This window comes from Actinopolymorpha alba DSM 45243 (assembly GCF_000373925.1).
GTDB lineage: Bacteria > Actinomycetota > Actinomycetes > Propionibacteriales > Actinopolymorphaceae > Actinopolymorpha > Actinopolymorpha alba.
Genome location: NZ_KB892739.1, coordinates 15,333 through 41,362, shown reverse-complemented (window position 1 = coordinate 41,362; position 26,030 = coordinate 15,333). Strand labels below are relative to the sequence as shown.

23 protein-coding genes and 1 tRNA gene are annotated in these 26,030 nt (G+C 66.6%); 11 read left to right on the top strand and 13 right to left on the bottom strand.

The features are described 5' to 3' along the window. Window positions 1–113: 113 nt before the first annotated feature. The 8 genes from B141_RS0107320 (at window position 114) to B141_RS0107285 (ending at window position 8,911) form a co-directional block, all read left to right on the top strand. Window positions 114–1,124, top strand: a complete 1,011-nt coding sequence (locus B141_RS0107320; RefSeq protein WP_020574502.1) for a sugar phosphate isomerase/epimerase family protein — start codon at window positions 114–116, stop codon at window positions 1,122–1,124. Window positions 1,125–1,373: 249 nt separating this feature from the next. Continuing rightward, window positions 1,374–2,969, top strand: a complete 1,596-nt coding sequence (locus B141_RS0107315) for a D-glucuronyl C5-epimerase family protein (protein ID WP_169512909.1) — start codon at window positions 1,374–1,376, stop codon at window positions 2,967–2,969. Window positions 2,970–3,094: 125 nt separating this feature from the next. Then, window positions 3,095–4,213, top strand: coding sequence for an RNA polymerase sigma factor (locus B141_RS0107310; protein ID WP_040420630.1), 1,119 nt, complete (start codon window positions 3,095–3,097; stop codon window positions 4,211–4,213). A gap of 92 nt (window positions 4,214–4,305) precedes the next feature. Continuing rightward, entirely contained in the window at window positions 4,306–4,824 is a 519-nt protein-coding gene (locus B141_RS0107305; protein WP_157180861.1) for a hypothetical protein, read from the top strand. Next, entirely contained in the window at window positions 4,821–6,443 is a 1,623-nt protein-coding gene (locus B141_RS39400; RefSeq protein WP_157180860.1) for a M1 family aminopeptidase, read from the top strand. Before B141_RS0107305 ends, B141_RS39400 begins: the two co-directional genes overlap by 4 nt. Before the next feature lie 81 nt (window positions 6,444–6,524). Then, a tRNA-Asn gene (locus B141_RS0107295) sits at window positions 6,525–6,597 on the top strand. 261 nt (window positions 6,598–6,858) lie between these two features. Then, on the top strand, window positions 6,859–7,782 hold the full coding sequence (locus tag B141_RS0107290) for an MASE1 domain-containing protein (RefSeq protein WP_020574497.1): 924 nt from the start codon (window positions 6,859–6,861) through the stop codon (window positions 7,780–7,782). Window positions 7,783–7,963: 181 nt separating this feature from the next. Then, on the top strand, window positions 7,964–8,911 hold the full coding sequence (locus B141_RS0107285) for an NYN domain-containing protein (protein ID WP_020574496.1): 948 nt from the start codon (window positions 7,964–7,966) through the stop codon (window positions 8,909–8,911). Between the two features lie 424 nt (window positions 8,912–9,335). Here B141_RS0107285 and B141_RS0107280 read toward each other — a convergent pair whose 3' ends face one another. Continuing rightward, on the bottom strand, window positions 9,336–9,866 hold the full coding sequence (locus tag B141_RS0107280) for a hypothetical protein (RefSeq protein ID WP_020574495.1): 531 nt from the start codon (window positions 9,864–9,866) through the stop codon (window positions 9,336–9,338). Window positions 9,867–9,924: 58 nt separating this feature from the next. On the opposite strand from B141_RS0107280, the gene B141_RS0107275 reads away from it, so the two are divergent. Next, window positions 9,925–10,119 carry a hypothetical protein gene (locus tag B141_RS0107275; RefSeq protein ID WP_157180858.1) on the top strand — a complete coding sequence of 65 codons (195 nt, stop codon included), beginning with the start codon at window positions 9,925–9,927 and terminating at the stop codon, window positions 10,117–10,119. 7 nt (window positions 10,120–10,126) lie between these two features. Here the strand turns inward: B141_RS0107275 and B141_RS50555 are convergent, their stop codons facing one another. From B141_RS50555 to B141_RS39395, 7 genes are all read right to left on the bottom strand, one after another. Continuing rightward, window positions 10,127–10,336 carry a hypothetical protein gene (locus tag B141_RS50555; RefSeq protein ID WP_020574493.1) on the bottom strand — a complete coding sequence of 70 codons (210 nt, stop codon included), beginning with the start codon at window positions 10,334–10,336 and terminating at the stop codon, window positions 10,127–10,129. 17 nt (window positions 10,337–10,353) lie between these two features. Beyond that, on the bottom strand, window positions 10,354–11,340 hold the full coding sequence (locus tag B141_RS0107265; RefSeq protein ID WP_020574492.1) for an aldo/keto reductase: 987 nt from the start codon (window positions 11,338–11,340) through the stop codon (window positions 10,354–10,356). 75 nt (window positions 11,341–11,415) lie between these two features. Further along, window positions 11,416–12,144 carry an SDR family oxidoreductase gene (locus tag B141_RS0107260; protein ID WP_020574491.1) on the bottom strand — a complete coding sequence of 243 codons (729 nt, stop codon included), beginning with the start codon at window positions 12,142–12,144 and terminating at the stop codon, window positions 11,416–11,418. A 28-nt stretch (window positions 12,145–12,172) separates the two neighbouring features. Then, a complete protein-coding gene (locus B141_RS0107255) occupies window positions 12,173–12,502 on the bottom strand; it encodes a carboxymuconolactone decarboxylase family protein (RefSeq protein WP_020574490.1) in 330 nt (109 codons plus the stop codon). Between the two features lie 42 nt (window positions 12,503–12,544). After that, a complete protein-coding gene (locus B141_RS0107250) occupies window positions 12,545–13,105 on the bottom strand; it encodes a flavodoxin (RefSeq protein ID WP_020574489.1) in 561 nt (186 codons plus the stop codon). Window positions 13,106–13,339: 234 nt separating this feature from the next. Continuing rightward, window positions 13,340–14,185, bottom strand: coding sequence for an aldo/keto reductase (locus B141_RS0107245; RefSeq protein ID WP_237742644.1), 846 nt, complete (start codon window positions 14,183–14,185; stop codon window positions 13,340–13,342). 66 nt (window positions 14,186–14,251) lie between these two features. Next, window positions 14,252–15,184 carry a helix-turn-helix transcriptional regulator gene (locus B141_RS39395; protein ID WP_051113991.1) on the bottom strand — a complete coding sequence of 311 codons (933 nt, stop codon included), beginning with the start codon at window positions 15,182–15,184 and terminating at the stop codon, window positions 14,252–14,254. A gap of 280 nt (window positions 15,185–15,464) precedes the next feature. On the opposite strand from B141_RS39395, the gene B141_RS52710 reads away from it, so the two are divergent. Further along, window positions 15,465–15,725 (top strand): VOC family protein, encoded by a 261-nt coding sequence (locus tag B141_RS52710; protein ID WP_420313578.1) that lies wholly within the window; start codon window positions 15,465–15,467, stop codon window positions 15,723–15,725. Window positions 15,726–15,851: 126 nt separating this feature from the next. On the opposite strand, the gene B141_RS0107230 is transcribed toward B141_RS52710, so the two are convergent. The 3 genes from B141_RS0107230 to B141_RS39385 all read right to left on the bottom strand — a co-directional run bounded on the left by B141_RS0107230 (window position 15,852) and on the right by B141_RS39385 (window position 19,971). Next, entirely contained in the window at window positions 15,852–16,031 is a 180-nt protein-coding gene (locus B141_RS0107230) for a hypothetical protein (RefSeq protein WP_020574485.1), read from the bottom strand. 284 nt (window positions 16,032–16,315) lie between these two features. Further along, window positions 16,316–18,097 (bottom strand): ABC transporter ATP-binding protein, encoded by a 1,782-nt coding sequence (locus B141_RS39390; RefSeq protein WP_020574484.1) that lies wholly within the window; start codon window positions 18,095–18,097, stop codon window positions 16,316–16,318. Beyond that, complete coding sequence (locus tag B141_RS39385) at window positions 18,094–19,971, bottom strand: ABC transporter ATP-binding protein (RefSeq protein WP_020574483.1); 1,878 nt, start codon at window positions 19,969–19,971, stop codon at window positions 18,094–18,096. Before B141_RS39385 ends, B141_RS39390 begins: the two co-directional genes overlap by 4 nt. 136 nt (window positions 19,972–20,107) lie before the next feature. On the opposite strand from B141_RS39385, the gene B141_RS0107215 reads away from it, so the two are divergent. Next, the gene (locus tag B141_RS0107215) at window positions 20,108–20,779 is read left to right on the top strand and encodes a maleylpyruvate isomerase N-terminal domain-containing protein (protein ID WP_020574482.1); all 672 of its coding nucleotides are present in this window, start codon (window positions 20,108–20,110) and stop codon (window positions 20,777–20,779) included. A 393-nt stretch (window positions 20,780–21,172) separates the two neighbouring features. On the opposite strand, the gene B141_RS0107210 is transcribed toward B141_RS0107215, so the two are convergent. Both B141_RS0107210 and B141_RS0107205 read right to left on the bottom strand, forming a co-directional pair. Then, window positions 21,173–22,900, bottom strand: coding sequence for an ABC transporter ATP-binding protein (locus B141_RS0107210; protein ID WP_020574481.1), 1,728 nt, complete (start codon window positions 22,898–22,900; stop codon window positions 21,173–21,175). A 188-nt stretch (window positions 22,901–23,088) separates the two neighbouring features. Further along, complete coding sequence (locus B141_RS0107205; protein WP_157180857.1) at window positions 23,089–25,845, bottom strand: DEAD/DEAH box helicase; 2,757 nt, start codon at window positions 25,843–25,845, stop codon at window positions 23,089–23,091. Between the last annotated feature and the right edge of the window lie 185 nt (window positions 25,846–26,030).

The window sequence follows — 26,030 nt, the reverse complement described above, 5'->3', positions numbered from 1 at the left end:
ATGATCACGTTTACGTGGTCATTACGCGCTTCGCATGGTATCGACGCCATGCGGCGCAGGCACAGGCACAGGCCACGTGAAGTACCCGCCAGCTTCGAGAAGGAGAAGAGCAGATGCCACGTCCCGTTACCTTGTTCACCGGTCAGTGGGCTGACCTGCCCTTTGAGGAGATGTGCCGGCTGGCCTCCGAATGGGGATATGACGGCCTCGAAATCGCCTGCTGGGGCGACCATCTGGATGTCTGGAAGGCGGCCGAGGACGACAAGTACGTCAAGGACAAGCTGGACACTCTGGAGAGGCACAACCTCAAGGTCTGGGCGATCTCCAACCACCTCAAGGGTCAGGCCGTCTGCGACGACCCGATCGACGAACGCCACAAGGACATCCTGCCGGCCCGGATCTGGGGCGACGGCGATCCCGAGGGCGTGCGCCAGCGAGCCGCCGAGGAAATGAAGATGACCGCGCGGGCGGCCGCCCGGCTGGGTGTCAACACCGTGGTCGGCTTCACCGGCTCGTCGATCTGGAAGTACGTCGCGATGTTCCCGCCGGCCTCCGAGGCCCTGGTCGACGCGGGCTACCAGGACTTCGCCGACCGGTGGAACCCCATCCTCGACGTGTACGACGAGGTGGGTGTGCGGTTTGCCCACGAGGTGCACCCGAGCGAGATCGCGTACGACTACTGGACGACGGTCCGCACGCTCGAGGCGATCGGTCACCGGCCGGCGTTCGGTCTGAACTGGGACCCGAGCCACTTCGTGTGGCAGGACCTCGACCCGGTGGGGTTCATCCTCGACTTCAAGGACCGGATCTACCACGTCGACTGTAAGGACGCCAAGCGCCGGGTCGGCAACGGCCGCAACGGTCGGTTGTCGTCCCACCTGCCCTGGGGCGACCTGCGCCGGGGTTGGGACTTCGTGTCGACCGGACGTGGTGACGTGCCGTGGGAGGACTGCTTCCGCGCGCTCAACGCGATCGGGTACGACGGCCCGATCTCGGTGGAGTGGGAGGACGCGGGCATGGACCGGTTGATGGGCGCGCCGGAAGCGCTCGCGACCGTGCGGGCCTTGTGCGAGATCGAGCCGTCGGCCGCGTCGTTCGACGCTGCCTTCAGCTCCGACAGCTGACCCCGCCTACTGATACCACGGACGCCGTGTGGTCGTGTGACCACACGGCGTCCGTTTTTTACGTCCGCGAAACGTCGATCGCCACAGTCGTCCGGGATCGGCCACGAAAGTTGCGGAGCAGGGATGCAACCGCTGCTGGCGACGCTGCGTTTTCTCTTTCTGTTAGCCATCCCGGCCAGAGGCGTCGAATGGCACGTTCAGTGACCCGGGTGGCACGGGGGGAGAGGTAGGCGGCGGATGTGGCGGTGGGTGGCGGCGGTTGCGCTTGTCCTTGGCCTGCTGTCCTCAGCGTGCTCGCCGCTGACGGCGGTCGAGTCTGATCAGCTCGACGGGCCGGGTGAGTTGAACAACTCGAGCCAGCTGAACAACCCGAGCCAGCCACCCGATCGGGCGGGGCCGCGGAAGGATCTGGTGTTCCCACCCTCCCGGGACGTGGACGCCGTCCTCCGCCAGCAGAACGACGGGTCCGCACCGCCCGGGAAACCGGTGCGACTCGGGCGGCCGGGGTTCTCGTTCAGCCGGGACGGCTACAAGTTCCGCGACCTCCCCATCAACCAGGCGCCCGTGGTGATGAACCGTGTCACTTCCCTGAAGGACACCGGCCCGCACGACGCGCAGGGAGTACGCGTCTACAGGCTTGGCGGCAAGGTCTATGACCATCCCAACTTCCAGGCCAACTACGGGCTGGAGAACATCGACGCCTACCGGCTCACCAAGAACACCGCCTACCTCGACCGCGCGAAGGCGCAGGCGCAGCGCCTCATCGACCGCCGGGTCGAGTCCCGCGGTGCCTGGTACTACCCGTACGGCTTCGACTTCCGGCTGAACGGCAACCCCGACGAGACGATGCGGGCGCCGTGGTACAGCGGGCTCGCGCAGGGCAAGGTACTCCTCTTCTTCTCCCGGCTGGCCGAGGCCACGGGCGAGGCGAAGTGGCGGCAGGCAGCCGACCGGACCTTCGCGAGCTTCCTGAATGCCCCCAGCACGACCGCACCCTGGGTGGTCAGTGTCGATTCCCGTGGCCTGCTCTGGCTCGTCGAGTATCCGCTTGGTACGCCGCGCGAGTCCGACCTCGTCTTCAACGGCCACATGTCCGCCATCTTCGGGCTGTGGCAGTACTACCGCCTCTCCAAGAACGACTCGGCACTGGCGCTCTTCGACGGCGCGGTCACCACGATGAACCGCCACCGGGTGACCGTGCGGGTCCCGCGCGGCCGGTCGATGTACGACCTGAAGCACGAGAGCGTCGCCGCGAACAAGTACCACAACCTGCACATCGAGCAGTTCGTCCAGCTGTGGCGGATGACCGGTGCGGCGGAGTTCGTCCGCTTCGCCGACATCCTGCGCGACGACAACCCCTCGCCGGTGTTCGACGAACCACGCACCATCGACTTCGAGCCCGGCGTCCAGGTCGGGTACAACTTCGACATCCCCACTGGCGACCTGCTCGGCCAGAAGCGGTTGACACTGCACGAGGCGACGACCGGCACGACCATCCGCCGGATGCGGATCAAGGGGAGAGGCGTCTATTACCGCGTCGCCACGGGGCCACTCACGGGTTTGTGGGTTCCGGAGAAGCCGGGGCGGGTCATGCTGCGCGGTCCGGTCGCGGAGGTGGGGTACCGCGCCAACCGGACGGGCGCGTTCCTGGGTCGCCAGACGTACATCGGTACGAAGTACGACGCGGACGGGAAGCTCGTGGACACCAGGACCGTGGTGGTGCCGTCCCAGCAACCCGCGCCGTTCGACCGGACCGCCTGGATTGACGGATCGGTCCACGCCCTCATCGCCGATGGACCGCTGGAGGGGTACTGGGTTCCGACATCCGGGATGAAGCTCGACTGAGGCGTCTGGCGGGTGATGTGCCGACGTTGGCCATAGCTCCACGAGTATTCGTAAATGCCCTACGTAACTGAGTGCGGACAGGCACACTGGATCATGCCGATCTTCCCCGTGGGAGGAGTTGCGCTGTGCCGGTTTTCGCACTCAAGACCGTGGCTCAAAGAGCCGACACCCCGACAGCTGACGAGGCAGCGCGGGGCATGCAACCTGATCCTCGCCCCGTTGACGCCGACGAGCCCGACACGATCCCCGTTCGTGTTCAACAATCAGAAACTGCGGCCGGCGCCATCGAGCAAGGATCAGAGGTAGAAGACCTCCCGCTTCTCGATGAGCCGACCGAACGCGCGCCCGATCTCGTCCGGCAGTACCTCCGCGAGATAGGACGCGTCCGGCTGCTCACCGCCGAGGAGGAAGTCGAGCTGGCGCGGGCGGTGGAGGCAGGACTCTTCGCCGAACGCCGCCTCGTCGAGGGTGGCACCGTGGTGGCGACGGACGCCGAGCTCAGGGCGCTCGTACGTCTCGGATGTGAGGCGAAGCGTCGCCTCATCGAGGCGAACCTGCGCTTGGTGGTGTCAGTCGCCAAGCGGTGTACAGGTCGCGGGCTGCCCCTCCTGGACCTCATCCAGGAAGGCAACCTGGGTCTTATCCGGGCGGTCGAGAAGTTCGACTACACCCGGGGTTACAAGTTCTCGACGTACGCCACCTGGTGGATCCGGCAGGCGATCTCCCGCGCGATCGCCGACCAGTCGCGCGCGATCCGCGTACCCGTCCACGTTGTCGACGCGATCAACCGGGTGCTCCGCGCGCAGCGGCAGCTCTTCCAACAGCTGGGTCGAGATCCTCTGATCGAGGAAGTCGCAGGGCTCGTCGGGCTTGGTCCCGAACGTGTGAGTGAGCTTCTTCGGTTGGCCCGAGAACCCGTCTCGCTGCATACTCCGATCGGTGAGATGGAAGCGTCTGAGCTTGGTGACCTGATTGAGGACCTGGACGCCGTCGCCCCGTTGGAGGCGGCGGCGTCGTCGTTGATGCGCGAGCACATCGACTCCGCGCTCGCGCAGTTGGGTGAGCGGGAACGCTACGTCGTCCAGATGCGCTACGGCCTCACCGACGGTCAGATCCACACCCTGGAGGAGGTCGGCCGGAGGTTCGGGGTCACCCGGGAACGCGTCCGGCAGATCGAGGCCAAGACGCTCGCCAAGCTGCGGGGTGGCGGTTGGGCGCCGGCACTCCGGGAGTACCTCGCCTGAGGTTCCGGCGTCAGCCTGGGCCCGGGTAGTCGTTCGCACCACGAGCTGGCCTCGTCCTCGGATCTTGGAGGCGGGGCCAGTACGGTGACCTGGTGCGCCGACGGCATAGCGTTCCCCGCGAGGTGACCGACTCCCTCGCGCTCGAACGCCACGAACGAATCCTCGCGGCCGGCTCCGACGTGTCTGGTCGCTGGGTGGTCGCGACCAACCTGGCGATCCACCTGCCAGGCGAGTCGGGTGCTCCCCATCATCGGGTTCCGTGGGAGCAGGTCGAGCACGCCGAGTGGGACCGCGACGCCGAACTCCTCCGCGTCACCGAGACCGCACCGCTCGGAGAGCCGCAGCCCACCTCGACCTTCCGCTTCGAGCAGCCCGACGTCTCCTTGTTGGGGCTCATCCGCGAGCGGATCACCGCCAGTGTGGTGTTCGAGCAGCGCGTCGCCCTGCGGGGGCGGCGCGGCATCCGCGTGATCGCTCGCCGTGCTCCTGGTGTGGGCACAGCACTTTTGTGGGCGGTCGCGTTCGACGAAGGTATCGATCCAGACGATCCGGAGATCCTGGCGGCGGCCGAACGCGCTCTTGCCGCGGTGCGCGCCGAGGTCGAGCCGTGAGTCGGGCGAGGAGCCGGCTCCGCGTCGCCGCGGTGGTGCTCGGCCTCGTCGCGGCCGGACTCGCCGGATGTGCCCCGAGCGCCGTCGGCGGCCTCGCGACTCCGAGTGCCGCACCGACCGCGACGCCGGCGCCGACCGATTCCGCTCCTCCGCCGTCCTCACCGAACCAACCCTCCGCGTGTCCGACCGATGGTGGCGGTGGCGGGGTCAGCTCCAAGGTGTCGTACGCCGACCCCTCCCAGGCGACGACAGAGACGACCGGGACGACGGCCGCGACCGCCACCCAGGCGCGGAACGCGCAGCGAGCCGGGCCGTGGAAGGACCGCCCGGTGGTGAAGCTCTGCTTCGACGTACCAGCCGACCGCCGAGTGGTCCAAGGGACCGAGCAGGTCGTCTTCACACCGGACCGGCGTACCTGCGAGGTGGTGTTCCGCACGTGGCCCAACAAGCCGGAGACGGCGAGCTTCGGCAACCGGCTCGACGTGACGTCGGCGGCCGTGGGTGGTGCCGTCGTGACACCGAAGGTCGAGGCGGCGGGCGCCCCGACGGGCACGCCCGGGACGCTGGTCCGCCTGCCTGTCAAGGGATGTATCGCGGCCGGCAAGAAGGCCACGATCGACCTCGCGTTCACGCTCACCCTGGGCGCCGACACCCCCGAACGCGTTGGCTACTCGACCGAGGACCGCACCGCGTGGCTCGCGACGGCGTACCCCCTGCTCGCCTGGGAACGCGGCCGCGGTTGGGTGACCGACCCGGCGGTCCGGTTGTTCGGGGAGACGGTCACCAGCGAGGAGTTCCGGCTGGCGCAGCTCGACGTGGTGGCGCCGCGGGCCGACCAGGTGCTCGGCACGGGTCGGTCGATGGGCACCGAACCCTCGTCGCGTTCGGGGAGTGTCGTCCACCGGTTCAGCGCTGACGCCGTCCGCGACGTCGCCGTGACGGTGGGGCGGATGGAGCTGGTCGAGCGCACCGTGGACGGCGTACGCCTGCACGTCGGCGCCCCGACCATCGGCACCAGTACACCGGTCGCCGAGTGGGCCGACTCCACCGAGGCGGCGATGAAGGAGCTCTCGACACACCTCGGACCGTTCCCGTACGCCGACCTCTGGGTCTCGATCGTGCCGGACATCACCAGCGGCATCGAGTTCCCGGGGGCGATCCAGTTCGGGGACGTCGACATGGCTGGCTTCCCGCAACTGGTGCCGCACGAGGTGGCGCACATGTGGTTCTACGGGTTAGTCGGCAACAACCAGGCCCGCGACCCCTGGCTCGACGAGTCCTTCGCGGAGTACGCCGAGGCGCTGACCAGCGGCGACCTCAGCGCGCGCATGACGTTCGTCGCTCCGACGCTGGTCCACAACAAGGTCGGTGAGTCGATGCGGTGGTACGACGCGCTCGGCAACCCCGATCTGTACGGCGCGGGCGTCTACCGGCAGGGCGGTGCGATGCTGCTTCGCGCGCGGCAGGCGGCCGGATCTGCCACCTTTGACCGGTTACTCCGGGACTACATCGATACCAACGCCCACCGGATCGTCACCGATCAGGACGTCGCCAAGGCGTTCGCCAGCGAGCCGGAAGTGCTGAGGGTGTTCCGCGAGTTCGGCGCACTGCCACGCTGATGGATCAGGGGACGGAGGCGTGCGCTGCCCCGGCGAGGGTGCTGCTAACCTATGCGGGGCCGGCAGTCGCCGGCACGGCGATCCCGCGTAGCTCAATTGGCAGAGCGTCCGGCTGTTAACCGGCAGGTTGCTGGTTCGAGTCCAGCCGCGGGAGCGCGTTTGGCCTGGGGTTCCAACCCGAAGGCCGGTGGGTCTGGAGGCCCCTCTCTGTAGCCAGGTTGTAGCTCAGAGAGGGGCCTTGCCTTTTGCAAACCGGGCATCTTGCGCACACCGGAATCCGACCGCCCTGGCGGTCGGGAATGGGGGTCCGCGAGATGGGTGGTGACCTGGTCAACGCGCGTAACATCGTCCTGTGGTTGACAGCCACAGGCTCCGCCGTGCTGCGGTGGTTTGCCTCAAGAACCTCGTTGTAGCGGTGGCCTACTGGGTAGCGGCGGACGCCGGGCTCCTCGACGAGTTGGTCCATCGACGGCAGCTCGCCCCGCTGTGGCCGGTGACCGGTGTCGCGATGGCTGCCCTGTTGCTGCTTGGCCCCTGGGTCTGGCCCGGCATCCTGGTGGGTGCCCTCGTGTCGAACCTCCTGATCGGGAGCCCTTTGCCCGTCGTGCTCGGGACCACGTTCGGCAACACGTTAGCTCCCGTCTGTGGATACCTGATGCTGCGCCGGGTGGGGTTCCACAACCAACTCGACCGGCTGCGCGATGCCTTCGCGCTGGTCTTCCTGGGTGCCTTCACCTCGACGCTGATCAGCGCCACCGTGGGCAGCGTCGCGATCGTGTTCTTCGGTCCGATTCCGGTGAACGGGTTCTGGTCGACGTGGATGCTGTGGTGGACGGGGGAGGCGCTCGGCGTCCTCATCGTCACCCCACTGCTCCTCGTCATCCGCAGTATCGGTTGGCCACGCGGCGTTCCTTGGCAGCGGTGGGTCGAGGCCGCGGCGCTCCTGGCTGGCACGTTCCTGGCGATTGGCATCGCGCTGCGGACCTTGGATATCCTTTTTGTGGCATTTCCGTTCCTGATCTGGGCGGGATTCCGCTTCCAACTCGCCGGCACCGCCCCCTGTGCGTTGATCGCCTCTGCCCTCGCTGTCGATGCCGCCGCGCACGGGTACGGTCCGTTCGCCAACGAGGGACTGCTGACCGACATGATCCTTCTCCAGATCTTCAACGGCTCCATCGCGCTGACGGCGCTCCTGCTCGCCGTGATCATCACCGAGCGGAACCGCGCCAACCAGGAGATCGAGCGCACCGTACGACAGCTCGTCGACGTCATCGACCGACTCGGGCGCAGGGGAGAGGCCGGCAACCCTGCCGACCGGTGGCAGCAGCACCGCGAGTAGCGGCCGCTGATCCCGGCTGCCTGGCGTTCCATCCATCGCCGACGCTCCGTGAGCGTCGGCCGTGTCTCAACATCCGCGGTCCACCGGATGGGACAGACGTGTACGCTCGCTGGGGAAAGCGCCCGGCTCAGGAATTTTGCCGGTGCGCGGCAACGTGCAGTGAGGTCGAGGGAGGGTGACGATGGGAATCCCAGACCTCAGTGCGTCGGTCTTCGCGATGAAGTACGCCATCCTGGTCGACGTCGGCTACCTCTACGCCGCGGCCGGTGAAGTGCTCTTCGGTGCGCGCGAACGCCGCGAGTACCGCGTCGCTGCCGACGAGTTGATCCAGGTCCTACAAAAACAGGCCGCCGAGCGGCTGCCGGGCGAGTTGCTCCGGGTGTATTGGTACGACGCCGCTCACGACCGCGTACCAACCGTCGACCAACGGGTGATCGCCGCCCTGCCGATGGTCAAGGTCCGGTTGGGAAACCTCAACAAGCAGGGCCAGCAGAAGGGCGTCGACGCCCAGATCCGCAGCGACCTCGACGCACTCGCCCGACACGGAGCGGTCACTGACGCGGTGCTGCTCGCCGGTGACGAGGACCTGGTGTCCGCGGTGGAGGCGGCGCAGGCGTACGGCGTACGCATCCATCTGTGGGGGGTCGAACCCTCCTACGGCAGCAACCAGGCCGAGCGCCTGGTCTGGGAGGCGGACACGGTCGAGGTGCTGTCCGCGGACCTCCTGCGGCCGTATGTGCGCGAGTCGCATCCGCTGTCCACCCAGGCGGCCCAACCCGCACCCACGCCCGCTCAGGTGTTCGCGGGGAAGACGCCCGCGCCGCGGCCGGTCCGGTCCACGCCCGGTGGCACCGTCCCGAAGCTCGGCCCCAACCGCAACACGGTCGAGGAAGTCGGCGAGCACGTCGCCCAGAAGTGGATCCTCACCCGCGGCCGCGACAACGTCCGCGATCTCCTCCCCGGGCCGATCCTCCCGACCGTCATCGACACCGAGCTCCTGATCGAGGCGGAGAAGGAACTCGGCCACTCGCTGCGCCCCTACCCGGAGGCTCGGGTCTGGTTGCGGGACGGATTCTGGGCGCGGGTCTACCGCGAGTTCGACATTACGGTCCGCCGGTCGAGCAAATAATTATCGGCCCGCTCGAGCTTTTTCTGAGCCGATTTCAGCTGGCTGGCGCCAGGCGGTGACGAACGGCTTGCAATGACAGTGCGAGCCTTACCATCTTTATTGGCGATGCTGTCGAATTCGGATTCTCGTGCGCTGGGTGGCCACCAGGCAGGGTGAATTGAGCGTGCTTCGTGGGGAGCCATCTTTGGCAGACCTCACGCGGCAAGTCCCCACCTCACTAGGCGAATTTGCCTTGCCTGGTGGGGACATGCCCCGCCTCGTACCCGAGAAGGTGTACACAATGTGAGACGCCACCCGCGGTACACCCCGACCTGGCGCAGATGCGTCGGCTTCTCCGTCGAGACACCACCACCAAGCCGGCTCTCGCTTCCGTCACGATGCTGCGAGCCCTCGGCGCGAGGGGTTTGCGGATATTCGGCTCGACCTACGGGGTCCAGGCTGGTAGGTCGGCGGCTGTGACCAGGCCGCGTACCCCCAGCATCATTCGACGGTCGTCATTGGTCTCGTCGACAATGACGCTGCAGCCGGCCCAGTGGCTTCCACATTCGTCGACCATGGACTTGACGGCTGCCGCCTGACTGCCGGTTTCGATCCAGTCGTCGACCATCAGTACGCGGTCTGATGGGGTCAGCGAGCCGCGCTGAAGTCGGAGCTCGTGGCAAACGCCGCGGTAATCCGGAGCGGTCTGTCGAGTGATCTTCTCGCCCGGTAAGAGACCAGCTTGCTTGCGTACTGGCACGAATCCGGCGCCGAGTTGGATCGCGGTTGCCACCCCGAGCGCGAAGCCCCGGGACTCGATACCGCAGACCGCGGTGATCCCGTCGTCCTTGAATGGTTCTACCAGGCCTTTGACCACTGCGGTGAGCGCGCTGGGATCACGGAAGATCTCCCAGACGTCTGCGTGCCCGTCGATCCACTGAAAGTGTTCAAGCGTCAGTCTGCGCGCGGAGGACATGGCGCGAGCTTTGCGATGGCCAGCTCAGTTGGGCAACTCAATTTCGATGCTGCGGGAGGTGCTCTTCGACCGCTTGCACCCCAGCCAGCTGACCGCGCTGATCGACATCGCCGATTCCCTGGAGCCGGGATGGGCCAGTCAGATTCTCGCCACGATGGACGACAACCCAGGAGTAACGCATGGCCAGCAGATCGAGGACGACGCATGCCCCAAGGATCGACACGCTGCAGCTGAACGATCTGGTCGAGGGTGACAGCTTGTCACTCGCAGCGAGCCAGACCGTCGAAGGGACCCGGTTCGCCGATGCCGATCTCTCCGGTCAGGATCTGACCGCCGCGTACCCAGCCGACCTCAGCAGTGGTCGCGTTGTAGAGCTCGGTCAAGATGAGCGCGAAAGCTGGGCTGAGGAATGCCAGCTGCAGCCCCCACAGCAGGGCAGCTGAGGGGACGAGGATCCGGCTCCTGTTCACTGGTGTTGTGGACCGGTTCAGCGGTTGATCCAACGTTGCATGTGGGCCGGGTAGCGGTCTGTTGAGAGGTCGACTTCGGCGGATGCCGCATTGAGTTGATCAAGATCGGTTGCGGAGAGTTCGACGTCGACGGCTGCGGTGTTTTCTTGGAGACGGTGGAGTTTGGTGGTGCCGGGGATCGGGACGTTCGTGGGGTGTTGGGCCAGGATCCAGGCCAGTGCGACCTGGGCAGGGGTGGCGTTGTTGCGTGCGCCGATTGCTGTCACCAGATCGACCAGGCTTTGGTGTGCAGTGCGCATCTGCTCGCTGTATCGGGGCAGATTGCTGCGGACATCGCTGTCGCTGAACGACGTGGCACCGCTGATCGTGCCGGTCAGGAATCCCTTTCCGAGAGGGCTGAACGGCACCAGTCCGATGCCGAGCTCGTGGAGGGTAGGAATGATCTCGGCTTCTGGTTCGCGCCACCATAGGGAGTACTCGCTCTGCAATGCGGTGACGGGTTGGACGACGTGGGCGCGGCGTATGATCTCGACGCCGGCTTCGGAGAGTCCGAAGTGGCCGACCTTACCGGCCTCGATCAACTCTTTGACGGTGCCGGCAACGTCCTCGATCGGCACCTGGGGGTCGACACGGTGCTGGTAGAGCAGGTCGATGCGTTCGATATCGAGTCGGCGCAGGGACTCCTCCACCGTTGTGCGGATGTGGTCGGGTCGGCTGTCGAGTCCGGTCGATCGGCCACCGTCGATGGAGAATCCGAACTTGGTGGCGATCACCACCTGGTCGCGGACCGGCGCCAGAGCCTTTCCGACGAGTTCCTCATTGGTGTAGGGGCCGTAGACCTCGGCGGTGTCGAAGAACGTGACGCCGAGGTCTACGGCGGAGCGGATAACCGCGACGGCGTCGTTCTCGGTGAGGCTATGGCCGTAGCCGTGGTTGAGGCCCATGCAGCCGAAGCCGATCGCCGACACCTCGAGGCCGCTGGTGCCGAGGCTTCTGTTGATCATGATCTACTCCTTCACCGCGCATCCGCTGTTGAGCGGTGCCGCGTGGCAGTCGTGTTGTCGTGCTGGTGGAGGCTGTTATCCGGGTTGGCTGGTAGGCCGCAGCAGGATCTCGTTCAGCGTCATCCGCCGCGGCCGGGTCACGGCGAAGGTGATCACGTCGGCGACATCCTCGGCGGTGATCGCCAGCTGCTCGTAGAGCTGTTCGGCTCCTTGTTTGGCTGCTGGGTCGGTGATGTGGTCGGTGAGTTCGGTGGCGACCGCGCCGGGTTCGATGACGGTGACGCGGATGTCGGGTTGGAGTTCTTGGCGGAGTGCTTCGGACCAGCCGTTCATGCCCCATTTCGTCGCGGCATAGGCGGCGTTGCCGGCACGTGCGGTGCGGCCGGCGACCGAGGAAATGTTGACCAGGTCGCCGCCGCCGGCGCGGAGTTGACCGAGGAAGACCTCGGTGGCGGTCATCGCGCCGAGCAGGTTGACCTCGACCATCCGGCGGGCTTCCTCGCGTTGGGTGCTGTCGAACGGGCCGAGCAGCATCACTCCGGCGTTGTTGATCAGCACGTCCGCGCGACCCAACTCGGCTGCGATTCGTTCAGCTGCGGCGAGCAGTGCCGGTCGATCGGTGACGTCGGCCGCGATCGGGAGCGCGGCGGGGCCCAGATCGGCGGCGAGTTCTTCCAAGCGGTTGATGCGTCGGGCCAGCAACGCGACCCGATAGTTGTGGTCGACCAAGGCTCGGGCCGTTGCCGCGCCGATGCCCGACGATGCTCCGGTGATCACCGCCACCGGCCAGTGTTGCTCAGCCATCTCGGCCTCTCCTTCCCCTTGTGGTCGGTCAGTCCTCGGTGATGAAAACGGTCTTGGCAACGTTCATCGCTGACATCGCGCGAGGCCAGCCGGCGTAGAACGCGAGGTGGATGATCACCTCCTTCAACTCGGTCTCGGTGAGCCCGTTCTGCTGAGCCAGCCGCAGATGATTGCGCAGTTGCTCGGTGTTGCCGCCAGCAATGAGTGCAGCGACGGTGATCAGGCTGCGGTCTCGCTTGGGTAGCTCGGCGCGTTCCCACACGTCGCCGAACAGCACGTCATCGGTCAGCGAGACCAGCTTCGGGGCAAAGCCGCCGATGGCGCGTTGCGCGGGTGTGAGATTGGCCTTCTCGGTCACGGCTGTCCTCCTTGCACGCGGATGGGTGTTGATGGTGGATGGTCAGTCGGTGAGCAAGCCGACCCGTCGGAGCCAGGCTTCGACCTGTGGTCGGCGCCGGGTGGCGTCCTCGCCGCGGACCGCGAGGCCGGTACTGATGCGTGCGGTCGGGCAGGAGGCGGCGTAGTCACGATCGACGCCGGCCAGCCCGCTGACGGCGTAGGTGACGAACGGGCAGATGGTCTTGCCAGTGAAGTCGTGGGCGTCGGTGAAGGTGGACATGATCATCGGCGCCCGCACATTCCAGATCGGGCTGCCCAACAACACCGTGTCGTAGTCAGTCATCGAGTTGAGCGGGTTCGCGATCTTGGGCCGCGCGTCGGCGTCTTGTTCCTCTACGTTGCGGGCAACGGTTGCGTCGTATCCCTGCGGGTACGGATCAGCGGGTTCGATGCGATGGACGTTGCAGTCGACCAGATCGCTGATCATCTCGGCCAGCATTTCGGTATTGCCGACCTTCAGGTTCCGCCGGCCGCCGTTGTAGTAGTTCTCGCCTGCCCGGGAGAAGTAGGCCAGCAGGACTCGCGGCCGCTCGGCTCTCGTTGGCGTAGCTGGATCGGTCACAGTGGTGCTTTCGTCACGCGGCTCGGTAGTTGTCGCTGGTCGACCCGTGGGGTTGTCGGCAGAGCATGCGGTTGTTCCGATGCACACGCCTGCGGCGAGGAATAGGCCTCGGGTGAGCAGGCCACGTCTTGGCGTCGGGGTGGGCATGGGTGCGTCCTCGTTCGGGAGATGGGTGTGGCGATGTCCGGCGACGCGGGCGGCAGAGGTGTGCAGACCTTGGCGGAGGTCGTGGGCTCAGTCCTCGGGAATCGCTCGGCCGAAGGTCTCCAAGGTGATTGCTTCGGGCTCGGGCCCGCCGCGACGGCCCGTGTCGAGGGCGTCAATCTCCGCCAGCTCCGTGGCGGTGAGCTCGAAGTCGAAGACGTCGATGTTCTCCGCGATCCGCTGCGGGTTGGTCGACTTCGGGATGGCCGAGCGGCCCCGCTGCAGGTGCCAGCGAAGCATCACCTGTGCCGGCGTCTTGCCGTGGGCATCGGCGATCCGGCCGATGTCTGGGTCCTGCAGGGTGCTGCTGTGCTGACCGTCGCGGTAGAAGGTGATGCCGCCGATCGGAGACCAGGCCTGGGTCAGGATGCCGTGCTCGGCGTTCATCGCCTGGACCTGCGGCTGGGTGAAGTAGGGATGAACTTCGATCTGATTGACCGCCGGCACCACCGTGGCGCGGTCCAGCAGTGCGGTCAGGTGGTCGACCATGAAGTTGCTCACCCCGATCGCGCGAACCTTGCCGTCGGCCAGCAGGGTCTCCAGGGCGCGGTAGGCTTCCAGCGTCTTGTCGAACTCCGACGGCAACGCCTGATGCAAGATCAACAAGTCGATCTGATCGACACCGAGTTTGCGGGCACTCTTCTCGAACCCGTGCAGTGTCTGGTCATAGCCGTAGTCGCTGATCCAGATCTTGGTCTCCACGAACACCTCGGACCGATCCAGACCCGCCGCGGCGACCGCCTCCCCGACCTGCCGCTCATTACCGTAGGCGGCCGCCGTGTCGATGTTCCGGTAACCATCTGCCAGGGCCGCCGACACCGCCGCACGTGTCTCATCAGGCGGGGTCTGGAAGACGCCGAATCCCAAGGCGGGCATGGTGACGCAGTTGTTCAAAGTCAGGGTAGACGCATCAGACATTGTTGATCTCGGTTCTCTCGTTGCTCAGAAGGGAAAGGGCGTGTGCCGAGGGTCTGGTAAGTCGGTGCCACTTGACGGTTTGGCCGGATCGGGATCGACCATCGTCGGACTATGGCTGGCAGCCCAGCTGGCCAGCAGCTGCAGTTGATCTTCGGCCGGTGAGCCGGGATCGGCGGTGTAGGCAATCAGGACAAGATCATCACCGGGCAGTTCGAGCGCGTTGCCGGTCAGTTCGATCGCGCCGACCACCCGGTTCTGCAGCCGCTTGCGAGTGGTGCGGTGCAAACGGACGTTCTGCCGGGCCCACCGGGCTACGAATTCGTCGCTGCGGGTCGACAGCTCCCCGATCAGGTCGCTCAACGCCCGATCCCGCGGGTCCCGGCCGGCCACGATCCGCAATGCACCGACCAGATCGTCGGCGATTGCTTCCCAATCCAGGAAGAAGCCGCGTGAATGCGGGTCAAGGAACAGATACCGGGCCAGATTCAGCGGCAGTCGGCTCTCGTCCAGTGCACCCCCGTACAGCGCCTGACACAACTCGTTCGCCGCCAGGATCTCCATCTTCGGTGTGCGCACGTAGGCCGGTAGCCCGGTCATCCCGGCAAGGATCGACATGACGGCTTGCCGCGGACCGGACGGCGCCGACTTCCGCCGCAGCCGACAAGACGGTTTCCGCTCAACATTTCGCGCAAGGTCGAACAGATGCTGCCGTTCCGCTTCATCCAGCTGCAACGCGCGAGACACCGCCTCCAGCACCGAATTCGATGCCCCGGCCAGCTGGCCTCGCTCAAGTCGCGCGTAATAGTCCACGCTGACCCCAGCCAGCGTCGCCACCTCTTCCCGACGCAGACCCGCGACGCGTCGCGTGTCGCCGGACCTCGCCAGCCCTGCCTGCTCCGGCGTCAACCGCGCCCGACGACTCGTCAGGAACTCCTGAATATCCCTACGCCGATCCACGCACTCGACGGTACGGGCCCATCGGCCGCCGTAACAGGACCCGTCAGTGCACCCCAGTCTGCCGGGGATCAGGAATAGAGCTCACGCGAAGAGGATCACGGGCCTGTGCCTCATCATGACGACGGCGTAGGTGCTGCAATGATTCCTCCAGTGCGGCGACCTCGCCGAGCCAGGTGGGGTCCCGGGCTTCCTGAAGACGTTCTCCGGTGTTGTTGATCATGTCGACGATCCGCGGCAGTTGCGCGGGATTGGCACGGAGGAACCGGCATCGGGCGCAGGCGTGCTCGTGGGGTGGGTGACGATCAAGGTCGAGGTTGGGAGGCGTCCTACTCTCGCTTTCCAAGGAGCAACGGGGGAGCAGCCGCACTGGCCAGATCCTGCACGCCCGCAGCAAATCCACCTGGACATCGAAGTGGACGATCTCGCTGCCGCGAAGGACCTTGTGGTCGGACTCGGCGCCGCCTGGCTTCGTGACGCGGGCACCGACTGTGCCGTCTATTCCGACCACGAGAGTCATCCGTTCTTGTACACGGTCAGATGACCGCATTGGTTGCACAGGGTTTGGGACATCGACGCGAGTTGCGTTGACCTGGCAGAAACCCGGCGCTCCATTCCCGAGTGAGGACCGGGTCGCCTTGACTGCCTCGAACTCGGGTGGGACGGCTCGTCATTCGACGCTTACGGAGGTGTTTTGGGAAGCAGCGGCCCTTTGGAGAGTAGGGATAGTGAGCAGCGTGGTGAGGATGATCAGTGTGCCGGCCATGAGGTAGGGGTGCCCGAAGGCGACATCGTCGACAGCGTCGCCGAGCCGCGCGCCCTTTACGGGCGCGTCGACGGTAGAAGACATGAGTGATCCGATTCTGAGAAGGATGATCGCAAGCTGCCATTCCCGCAGGAGGGAGGCCCACCGGCGGCGCGACCGATCTCGGTCGCCCCCTGACCATGCGGCTACGCGGGTGCGTTCGAAACGCTGGGCGTTGACTGCACACCAAGGCTCAGGCTCGAATCACGCAGAAGATCTTCTCGGGGGCGTGCACCGCCGCCAACTGGTTTACCACGGGCAGCGTGTCGGGCCGGAAACACCGTAAGATGCACAGTCCCCGCGACAGCCATCCAGCGACTTTGATGGTGTTAGCGGTACCCATGGGCCTGCAGTTTGTTGAGGTTGGCGTACTGCCCGTCTGCCGCTATGAGCTCCTTGTGAGTGCCCTGCTCGAGGATGCGACCGTGGTCGAGTACGACTACGAGGTCGGCGGCGGCGACGGTGGAGAAGCGGTGGGTGATGAGCAGGGTTATGCCGCCTTGCCGCCTGGCGTCGTGGGCGGCCGCTGAGTACCGCTGGAACAGGTTGTGTTCGGTGGCGGGGTCGAGCGCGGCGGTGGGTTCGTCGAGGATGAGCAGGAGTGGTTCACTCCGCATCATGCCGCGGGCAATGGCAAGTCTCTGCCACTGGCCACCTGACAGGTCGACCCCGTTCTGCCACTGTGATCCGAGGTGGGTGTCGAGACCATCGGGAAGGGCGGCAAGTACGTCCTCGGCCGCGGCGGCGCGGAGGGCGTGGTGAATCCTGTCCCCGTCGCTGATGTGCGCCAGGTCGCCGGCGCCAATGGCATCACCGGCAGGGAGTTCGAAGCGGGCATGGTCTTGGAATGCGCCGCTGACGCGTGTGCGCCAGGCGGTCAGATCATGGTCGGCCAGGTCGACCCCGTCCAGCAGAACCGCGCCGGCTGTGGGTCGATACAGGCCGGTGAGCAGCTTGACCAAGGTTGACTTGCCCGCCCCGTTTTCGCCAACCAGAGCAATGATCGCGCCGGCGGGTAGGTCGAGACACACATCGTCGAGGGCGGGGCGGGCGGCATCGGGGTAGCTGTAGGTGAGGTGGTCCAGGCGGATCCCCTTGGTCAGGGCCGCCGGTGGCATCGCCGTTCCGCTGTGGGCGCGGGCTTGCTGCTGGTGGTAGTCGAGGAGCCAGAGGTAGCGGTTCGCAGTGCGGATCATGTCCGCCAGAGCGTGGATCGAGTTTTGCACGATGCTGCTTGTCGCTTGGAGCCGACCGATGAGCATCAAAGATAGGACCAGGTCGGGGAGCAGCACGGTGCCGCCGATCGCGTCGCGCACCATCCAGGCCGAGACGGCTATCGCGACGCCAAAGAACAGTACGTTTCCGGCGATGTCAAGGACGGCTTGTCGGCGGGCCACGTCGACAAGCGGTGCTCGCCAGAGCGAGGTCGCAGCTCGGAGACGGCCGCGGATCGTGCCCTGGAGATCGAAGACGCGGAGCTCGGCGCCAGGCGCTGCGGACAGGCCGAGGCCGAGCAGGTGGCTGGCCAACCGGCCAGGTTCGGCGGACTTCGTTTCTGCCGAGGCCCGCCACGCCACTGCCCACCGGGTGGCGACCACGGCCGGCGCACCCGCCAACGCGACCAGCAGCAACCGCCAGTCGGCCGTGATGGCCAAGGCGATCGTCCCGACGACGAAGATGAGATTGCTGACGGCGTTCAACAACTGGTTGAGCGCCAGACCCAGGGCACCTTCGTTCTCCCGCATTACCTGCAACTCGTCGAGGTAGCGCGGGGACTCGAGGTGGTCCAGGGTCGGGATGGCGCCCGTGATGCGGCCGATCCGGGCTGCGAAGAAGGTGCCGACTCGTTCCTGCTGCCTGCCACGGGCGTCCATGCCGATGATGCCGAGCGCCAGTGACACACCAACTGACCCGACGAACGCGACAGCAGCCGAGAGGACGAGCCCCAGCTCATGCTCGGCGATACCGGTGACGAACCACGCCAGATACAGGGGTTGCAGCAGCTGCAGGACACGCCCGACCGGCTCACCCAGGCATGCCAGCGACTGCCACGGACTGACTTTCGCGGAGGTCGCTGCGAGGAGCCACAGTGACCGCATCATGCGCGTCATCGGGTCGCTCCTTCGCTCCCGGCAGCTGCGAAGCGTGATGCCTGCAGGGTGAACATCTCCGCGTACGCGCCGCCTGCGGCGAGCAGCTCGTCGTGGCTGCCGTCCTCGATGACGCGGGCGCCGGCTCCGTCGGGATTGTCGAGTACGAGGATCCGGTCGGCATGTCTGACACTCGACAAGCGGTGCGACACCAGGATCGTGGTGGCGCCCCGAGTCACCTGGAGGAAACGATCGAAGAGTGCCGCCTCGGTGCGTACGTCGAGGGCGGCGGTGGGCTCGTCCAGGACCAGCAGCCCCGCGTCGGCGGACAGGGCGGCGAATGCGCGGGCAAGGGCTACCCGTTGCCACTGCCCGCCGGACAGGTCGGTGCCCTTGGCGTACTCCGCGGACAGGATCGTGTCCCATCCGAAGCTGAGCTCGTCGAGCAGTTGTGCCCCGCCAGCATCGTGAAGAGCGTGTTCGAGGACGGCGTGATCGGCGACCGCCTCTGCGCCGAAGCCGACGTTGTCGCGCAGCGGGAGCTGGTAGCGAACGAAATCCTGGAAGATGGCGCTCACTCGGCGCCGAGCCGTGACATCGACGCCGGGGTCAGCGCCGTCGATCCGAACTGTTCCTGACTGCGGTCGATACAGGCCGCACAGGAGCTTGATCAGCGTCGATTTGCCGGCACCGTTCACGCCCACGAGCGCGACGGACTGGCCTGCCGGAATACGCAGGGTCAACCCCGCCAGGGTTGGATTGGCGCGGGACGCATAGCCGAACGTCACGTCCTGCAGGTCCACCGCCACAGGCTGCGGACGCACCGGCAGTGGTCGTGCTGGCGCCGGGATGGCACTGCCTCGACGGTCGGGAAGGGGTGACAAACCGCGTTGGACGCGCGTCGTAACCACCTCGGCGAGCACAGAGGTGGTTCGTGCGAACCCGTTACTCGGATACAGGCTGCCGAATGCTGCGAGCGCCAGGATCGACAGTGCGACAGTCACCAGCGAGCCAGTCGATACGCCGCCGATCCACGCATCGCGCGCGAGCAGACCGAACACGAGGGCATTCGCTGCCAGCACGATCACCGCTGACCATATGGTTCGCCGCAGGCTTTTGGTCCGACGGGCCCACACCACAGCCATTGTGGTGTGCCAGGTCGCGAGGTACCGATCGGCCAGCCAGTCGACCAACCCAAACAGGCGTACCTCTTTCGCGGTCGTGCCCGCGGTGAGTAGCGACCGCAAGTACGTCGCCCGGCGCCGGCCGCTGCCTGTCGCAGTCAACATCTCGTCAAAGACGTCGTTTATATATCGCGCCATCGTCCGCGCGTTGATCTGCCATGCCAAGACCACGATGAGTGGCGGCCACCAAGACCATTCCAGCAGTACGACGAACGCACCGACACCGCTGAGCCGCTCGGCCAGCACCAGCCAGCCGCCGTTGATACCGGTGACAAACAACCAATCCTGCGGTGCTCGCGCCAACGCATCGAGACGCCCCGCGATAACGGGGTCCTCCAGGTGACCGATGCCGTATGGGTCGGTGCCGAGTTGGATCGTCATGTCCGACACAGCGACCAGGTACTTCGCCGAGATCCCCTCAGCCACCGCGGCCACCGCTGACGATGACACGGGACCGATCACCAGTGCTGAGGCAGTCGCCGCCAGCCACCACCAAGCGGCACCTGCCGCCGCCGAGCCTGGACCCGAGGAGATCGCCGTCGCTAACGCCCCGACCAGCCGGCCCGTCGTCACCAACACCGCCGTACTCGCCAACGCTGACAGCATCGTCAGTACCGCACATAGCACAGTCGGCCCGGGAGCCACCCGCCACAACAGTCGGGCATGCAGGAGATACCTCCGAAGCACCGGAACCAGATCGAATCGCGCCATGCGCTCGACGCTGCCACACGCGACCCCGCGGGCGCCCGACAGAATTCATGGCCTCTTCCGGCCACGTTCAGCGCCGGATCGAGCGTGCTTGTTGTACGCGGATTGCACACCAGGCATCCGGGCTAGGCTGCCGCGCATGAAGGAGATCCGGCTGGCATTGACGGCTGAGGGACGGGCGATGAGTGAAGCGCTTCGTGATGTGTCGGAGCAGGAATTCGCTCGCCTCACCAACTGTCCGCCATGGACTCTGGCGGAGCTTGTCGTCCACACGGCCGACAGCGTGCGGTCTGGTGACTTTCCGAGAGCGCCGGAAGCTGCTACACCGCGAGAAGCGGCGGACTACTACCGCCGGCCTGAACGGTCCACGACGGAATATCGCCAACTTAATGTCGAGCGCACCCAAAGGCATGCCCGCATCCTCGTCGGGCATACGACCGCGCCCGAGTACTTCGACTCCATGGTGCATTCCATCGTGACGTGGGCGGATGAGGTCGAACTCGAACGGGTGGTGGAGATCAACCGGGTCGGGGCCATGAGACTCGGGGATTGGCTGCTCACGCGGGTGATCTCCTTGGCGGCGCATGGAATTGATGCCGCAATGACGCTGGGCCGCTCGCCGTGGACGACTGAACCCGCCTTGCGTGTGACGCGGCCAGTCCTCGTAGCGCTATTGGGTGGGGAACCGCCCGTCAGTCTCGATTGGGACGACCAGCAGTTCTTCGAGGTTGGTACCGGCCGACGATCGCTTACGGAGCACGAACGAAGTGAACTCGGGTCTCAGGCCGGTCGATTTCCGTTGCTGTCATAAAGAGCTGGCGGCTGGTGCACGCGGGTTTGCGCGGCGCCGGCTCCATCGATCCACTGGCTGTCGGCTGTAGCGTTAGACCGTGCCAGAAGAAGTCCTCACCGGCGGGAATCTCAATCCGGTAGTCCGCATTGGCGAGACGGTACGACGGGCGCGAGGTTGGCCAACGGCGTTGCAGAGCAAGACGCACAGTGGTGGGATGCTCCGGGACCCGGCGTATATCAACGAGCATCGCCGCGCCCCTAACCACGCCGACTTCACCTCGGCATTGATGGCGCCCGCGGTATCGACTCCAGCGTTCGATACCCACAAGACGCAGCCAAGGTCACGATCGACGGCTGTCGTATGAGTGAGAATCGGACCCCGCTTTCGGCTTGGAAATCGAAGGGGGTTCGGTCATCGCGTGATCCTTCGATCTGGATCAATGGCGACGACCCGGCCGTGATCGAGACGGATGGTGCGATCGGCGTTCTCGATCGTGCTCGGTCGGTGGGCGATGATCAGCAAGGTTCGCCCGGCAAGATGGTGGGTCATCGCGTTGTGGAGGGCGGCCTCGGTCAACGTGTCCAGGTGGGCCGTGGCCTCGTCCAGAATCACGATGTCCGGATCGGCCAGGAAGAGCCGGGCAAGGCTGAGTCGTTGACGTTCTCCGCCGGACAGCCGAAATCCGCGATCACCCACCACAGTGTCGAGCCCCTGCGGCAGCGTGTCGATCAGGCCGGCGAGTTGGGCGCGGTGCAGGGCCTCCAGGATCTGGTCGTCGGTCGCCTCGGGGCCTGCCACCGTGAGGTTGTCGCGGAGGCTGGTGTGGAGGACGAAGACGTCCTGAGTCACCATGCCAATGGCCCGATGCCGCGACGCCGGGGACAGATCAGCCAGATCGACGTCGTCGATCATGATCCGACCTCGGGTCGGCTGATGCACCGCGACGGCAAGCAGGGCTGTTGTGGTTTTGCCGGCTCCGCTGGGGCCGACCAGGGCCGTCGTACCACCCGGCACCAATGAGAACGTGAGGTCGGCCACCGCCCAGTCGTGTTCGCCCACCGTAGTGGTGTCCGCGGCGAGGTCAGGAAGGGTTGCCGTTCCGGGCGCTGGATGCCGGAACCACACACGCTCGAAGGCGAGCCGCGTCGCTGGCGCCCCCAGCCTCCGGTTACCTGCAGGCTGCTGCACCGGCAGGTCCAGCACCGCGAAGATCCTCTCCAGTTCGATGATGCCGCCGCTCAGGCCGAGCCCTTGGATGCTGATCTGCACAAGGGGGTCGTAGATCAGCTTCACCAGGGCGGCCATCGCGACAACCTGTCCTACTGATGCGCCCTGCAGCGTGCCAGCAGCGTAGGCGCCAGCCACGCCGAGAGCGGCGAGGGCGGAGGTGAAGAACTGGGATCCGTAGAAGCTGCCATTGCGCCGAACCAATGCCGTCCGGATCCTCGCGACCCGGGCGGCGAAGGCCGCGGACTCGGCCGGGTGTGAATGGAGCAGGTGACGGGTCACCGCGCCTTCGACGTTGAGTCGTTCGGTCAGAAAATGCTCGGCCTCGCTGGTGGCGGCGGTTTGTTCGCGCCCCGCCGCATAAATACGGTTCGTGAACAGGCGCAGCGGGATCATAAATAGCGGCACCATCGCCAACACCACTACAACCGCGATCACATTGATCCGGGCCAACGTGACCACAGCCAAAACCAACAGCACTCCCTGGCCGATCAGGGTGCCGAAGACCGACTGGATCAGGTTGCTGGCCGCTGAGGGGCTGCGCGTCAGTCGGGAGACCACGGCACCGGCCTTGGACTGCGCATGGAAGGCGTACGGCTGGGCGGTGATCTGCTCGAACAGCGCCAACCGCAGCGCCTCTGAGATTCTGCCACCTATATCGGCGCCCGCGGCGTTCGCGACGGCAGCCGCCCCGGCGGCGATCAGACCGAGTGCCAGGGCGACGCCGGTCCACGTCAGCGCGACCGCTGTGGCGCCGATTGCCAGTCCATCATCGACGGTGCGCTGAAAGGCCAGCGGGACCGCGACCGCGAGCAGCGCCGAAGCCAGCAACAACGCGATGTAGAGAGCAAGCCTCGACCGTTGCCCGGCGAGGAGGAAGGGACGCAGGCGAAGCAGGAGGGAAAGCTGCATGTGGGGCCTCCACTGTGAGTCTCAGCAGCGAGGCCCCGGCTGATTGTCAGGCCTGGGGGCGGCTCTCGGGCGACGCTGTCAGTCGATCGGACATGACCGTCACCCCCTTCCAAACCTGACGCCAGCACCGTAAGCGATGCCGGCAAAGCCTGGCAAACGGCTTTTTACGCAGGCCTCTTGGTCGGCACTCAGTTCGATACCGGGGTGCTGAGCAGGAGTGTTGGGTACGCCGTTCCGTCGGGCGTCGTTCGTTCGTCAGCCGCGACGACGGCGCCGCGGCGTAACGCGACGACGGCGGCCCGCGCGGGTGTCTGGTGGTTTCCAGGGACGGTTGCCAGTTGGTCGAGGAGTTCGGCCACCTGGCGTATCTCGCGTACGACGTCTCCGACCAGGACGTCGCTGGCGCCCACCGCGACGTCGAGCGGCGAACCAGCAGCCCAGCGGTGGACGGGTACGCCGAGCGCGGGCTCGGGGTGCGGCGTGGGGGACAGCCCTTCGGCGATCTCGTCGGCCTGGACTGCCCGGGTGATGGCACGAACGGTTTCCCATCGCCGGGCCAGTTCCGGTGTGGCGATACCGGTCGAGGGTGGCCCGCCAAGGCGGCTGCGCGCCGTGAACCACGACGCGGCCGACGCGAGTGAGGCGGGCTCCAGTCCGTCCAGAACTCCGGCCACCAGGCACTCCCCGAGCAGCAGTCCGGACGGATGGAACAGCCGCCGTACCGCCTGACCCGACGGTGTCAAGGTCCAGTTGACAAGGTGTCCGCGGCGGCGGAGGAGGCGGATCACCCGGTCGAGCTCTGTCCTCACACCGTCGGTCGTCTCCGCGACCAACGTCTCCAGACTCTCGACCGTCGCGGCCAGCCGGCTGCGTCGCGCCGCGAGCCGTCGTCCAGGTGCGGCTGGCTTCGCGTGGGGATGCGGAATGGGCGAGGTGGCGTGTTCGAGTCCAGCGAGTGGGAGGTCGAGTTGGGCCAGCGCGTCGGCGGCCCGTTTGGCGTGGCCACGTTGGGTCGGCTCCCAGTCCGGCAGGTCGAGGTGGGCGAGTACGGCCGGGCGGCCGCGCAGGCTCGACGGCGTGAGCTGGAGGCGCCGCCCGCTGGTGTGGATGGCCTCGACGCAGGTGGCGCCCCGCTTGGTACCCACGGCCAGGACGACGACCGGGCCGTACGACGTCCGTCCGGTGTCGACGACGACATCGCCCGGGCGGACACCGGCCAGCTCCATGGCCAGGTCGGCGGGTTCGGTCCGGTCGGCGGGTTCGGCGAGGTTGGCGGCTTCGGCTTGCTCGGTCCGGTCGGCGGATTCGGCGAGGTTGGCGGCTTCGGCTTGCTCGGTGAGGTCGGCGGGTTCGGCCAGGTCGGACAGCTCGAGCTGCTCGGTGAGGTCGTCAAGCTCGCCTTGACGAGTGGCGAGATCGGTACGCAGGACAGCCGCCTGATCCAGCGCGCAGCGATGCCGCAGCGATGACTCGACCGCGGCGCGCGCCTCGTCCGGCGTACCTATGCGGACGAGGTTGAGGGTCATTGCCGGCGTCACCCGGAATGCCGACCGGATGGCCGCGAGGTGCCCGCCGACGATCGCGGCGACCCGGTGGAAGGGGACATGCGGCGACCACGGAACCACCACCTGCCCCACGTCGTCGATGCCGCGGCGGCCGGCCCGGCCGGAGAGCTGGGCGAACTCGCCCGCATCCAGCAGTTCCCCACTGGCGCGAATGACACGGTCGATCACGACGGTGCGGGCGGGCAGGTTGACGCCGAGCGCGAGCGTCTCCGTCGCGAAGGCGACCTTCAGAAGTCCTTCGGCGAACGCCGCCTCGACGACCTCGCGCTGGACCGGCGCCAACCCGCCATGGTGGGCCGCGACGCCGGACTCGAGCGCGTGCTGCCAGCCGGGGGCGTCGATCGCGCGGAGTTCCCCACTCGACAAGCGGGCGAGCGATTCGCCGACCAGGGCCCGGATCCGTACCCGTTCCGCCTCGGTCGTGAGCTGGAGATCACTGGCCAGGCAGTCGGTGACCGCCTCGTCGCAACCTGACCTTGACAGGACGAACCAGATCGCGGGTACGAGGTTGTTTGCCCGCAGGTGTTCGATCAGGTCCTGCCGGGACGGTGGGACGGGCCGGTCCCGGTCGCGGGCCCGCAGACCCTCGCCTCGGGTGTCGCGGCGCGTACCGTCGAGGAGTTCGGCCGCGGTGTTGAGCCGTCCGTCGACGTACACCGGAAGCAGCATCGGCGCGGCTCGGCGCAGATTGCCAACAGCGTAGAGATGGTTGAGCTGCACCGGCCGCTGGTCCGCGACGACCAGCTCGGTCGGGCCGTGGACTTTTGTCAGCCAGTCGTGCACGAGCGCGACGTCCGGGATCGTGGCCGACAGGCACACGAGGGGCACGTCGGCAGGCGTGTTGATCACGACCTCTTCCCAGACCGCGCCGCGCTCGGTGTCCTGGAGGTAGTGAAATTCGTCGAGTACGACGACACCCAGTCGGGCCAGTGCCGGCGGTGGGGAAGCCGGGTGGACCCCCTCCGACATCGCTGTCGTTTCGAGTTCGTGCCGCGCCGCCCGCACTTCGTACAACATGGCCCGCAGCACCTCCGTCGTCACGACGAGCACCGCGGCACCAGGATTGACGGTCCGGTCTCCGGTGATGAGCCCGACGCGGTCTTGGCCGAGTCGGGCGGAGAGGTCGCGGTACTTCTGGTTGCTGAGTGCCTTCAGCGGTGTGGTGTAGACGGCGGTGGTTCCGGCGGCGAGGCTGCGTGCGACCGCGTAGTCGGCGACGAACGTCTTACCCGCGCCGGTTGGTGCCATGACGAGGACGGAGTGGCCGTCGTCGAGCCCATCCATGGCGTGGAGCTGGAACGGGTCGGGTCGAACGTCGAGCCCGTCGAGGAACGCACGACGGACGGAAGGATCGGAAGGATCGGGCAACCGATCGGACAAGGTGGCCTCCGAAGGGGCTGGTGGGCCACCGTCCTGGTCCGCGGGCTCAGCGGGTCGGTAGGGGCGATGGCGCGGGCATGACCGGCAGGTTCAACTCCGCACCTCCTTCCCCTGCTGCTCCGTTGTCGAGGACTCGGCCAGCCTGCCCATGACGGCCACGATCCGTCAAGCGGGTTCTGCCGGCC

What these genes read in the sequence shown, in the direction of transcription:
- B141_RS0107320 (WP_020574502.1), top strand. Translation starts at nt 114, where the DNA reads ATGCCACGTCCCGTTACCTTGTTCACCGGTCAGTGGGCTGACCTGCCC.
- B141_RS0107285 (WP_020574496.1), top strand. Translation starts at nt 7,964, where the DNA reads ATGGGAATCCCAGACCTCAGTGCGTCGGTCTTCGCGATGAAGTACGCC.
- B141_RS0107280 (WP_020574495.1), bottom strand. Translation starts at nt 9,866, where the DNA reads ATGTCCTCCGCGCGCAGACTGACGCTTGAACACTTTCAGTGGATCGAC.
- B141_RS0107265 (WP_020574492.1), bottom strand. Translation starts at nt 11,340, where the DNA reads ATGATCAACAGAAGCCTCGGCACCAGCGGCCTCGAGGTGTCGGCGATC.
- B141_RS0107260 (WP_020574491.1), bottom strand. Translation starts at nt 12,144, where the DNA reads ATGGCTGAGCAACACTGGCCGGTGGCGGTGATCACCGGAGCATCGTCG.
- B141_RS0107245 (WP_237742644.1), bottom strand. Translation starts at nt 14,185, where the DNA reads ATGCCCGCCTTGGGATTCGGCGTCTTCCAGACCCCGCCTGATGAGACA.
- B141_RS0107230 (WP_020574485.1), bottom strand. Translation starts at nt 16,031, where the DNA reads ATGTCTTCTACCGTCGACGCGCCCGTAAAGGGCGCGCGGCTCGGCGAC.
- B141_RS39390 (WP_020574484.1), bottom strand. Translation starts at nt 18,097, where the DNA reads ATGACGCGCATGATGCGGTCACTGTGGCTCCTCGCAGCGACCTCCGCG.
- B141_RS39385 (WP_020574483.1), bottom strand. Translation starts at nt 19,971, where the DNA reads ATGGCGCGATTCGATCTGGTTCCGGTGCTTCGGAGGTATCTCCTGCAT.
- B141_RS0107215 (WP_020574482.1), top strand. Translation starts at nt 20,108, where the DNA reads ATGAAGGAGATCCGGCTGGCATTGACGGCTGAGGGACGGGCGATGAGT.
- B141_RS0107210 (WP_020574481.1), bottom strand. Translation starts at nt 22,900, where the DNA reads ATGCAGCTTTCCCTCCTGCTTCGCCTGCGTCCCTTCCTCCTCGCCGGG.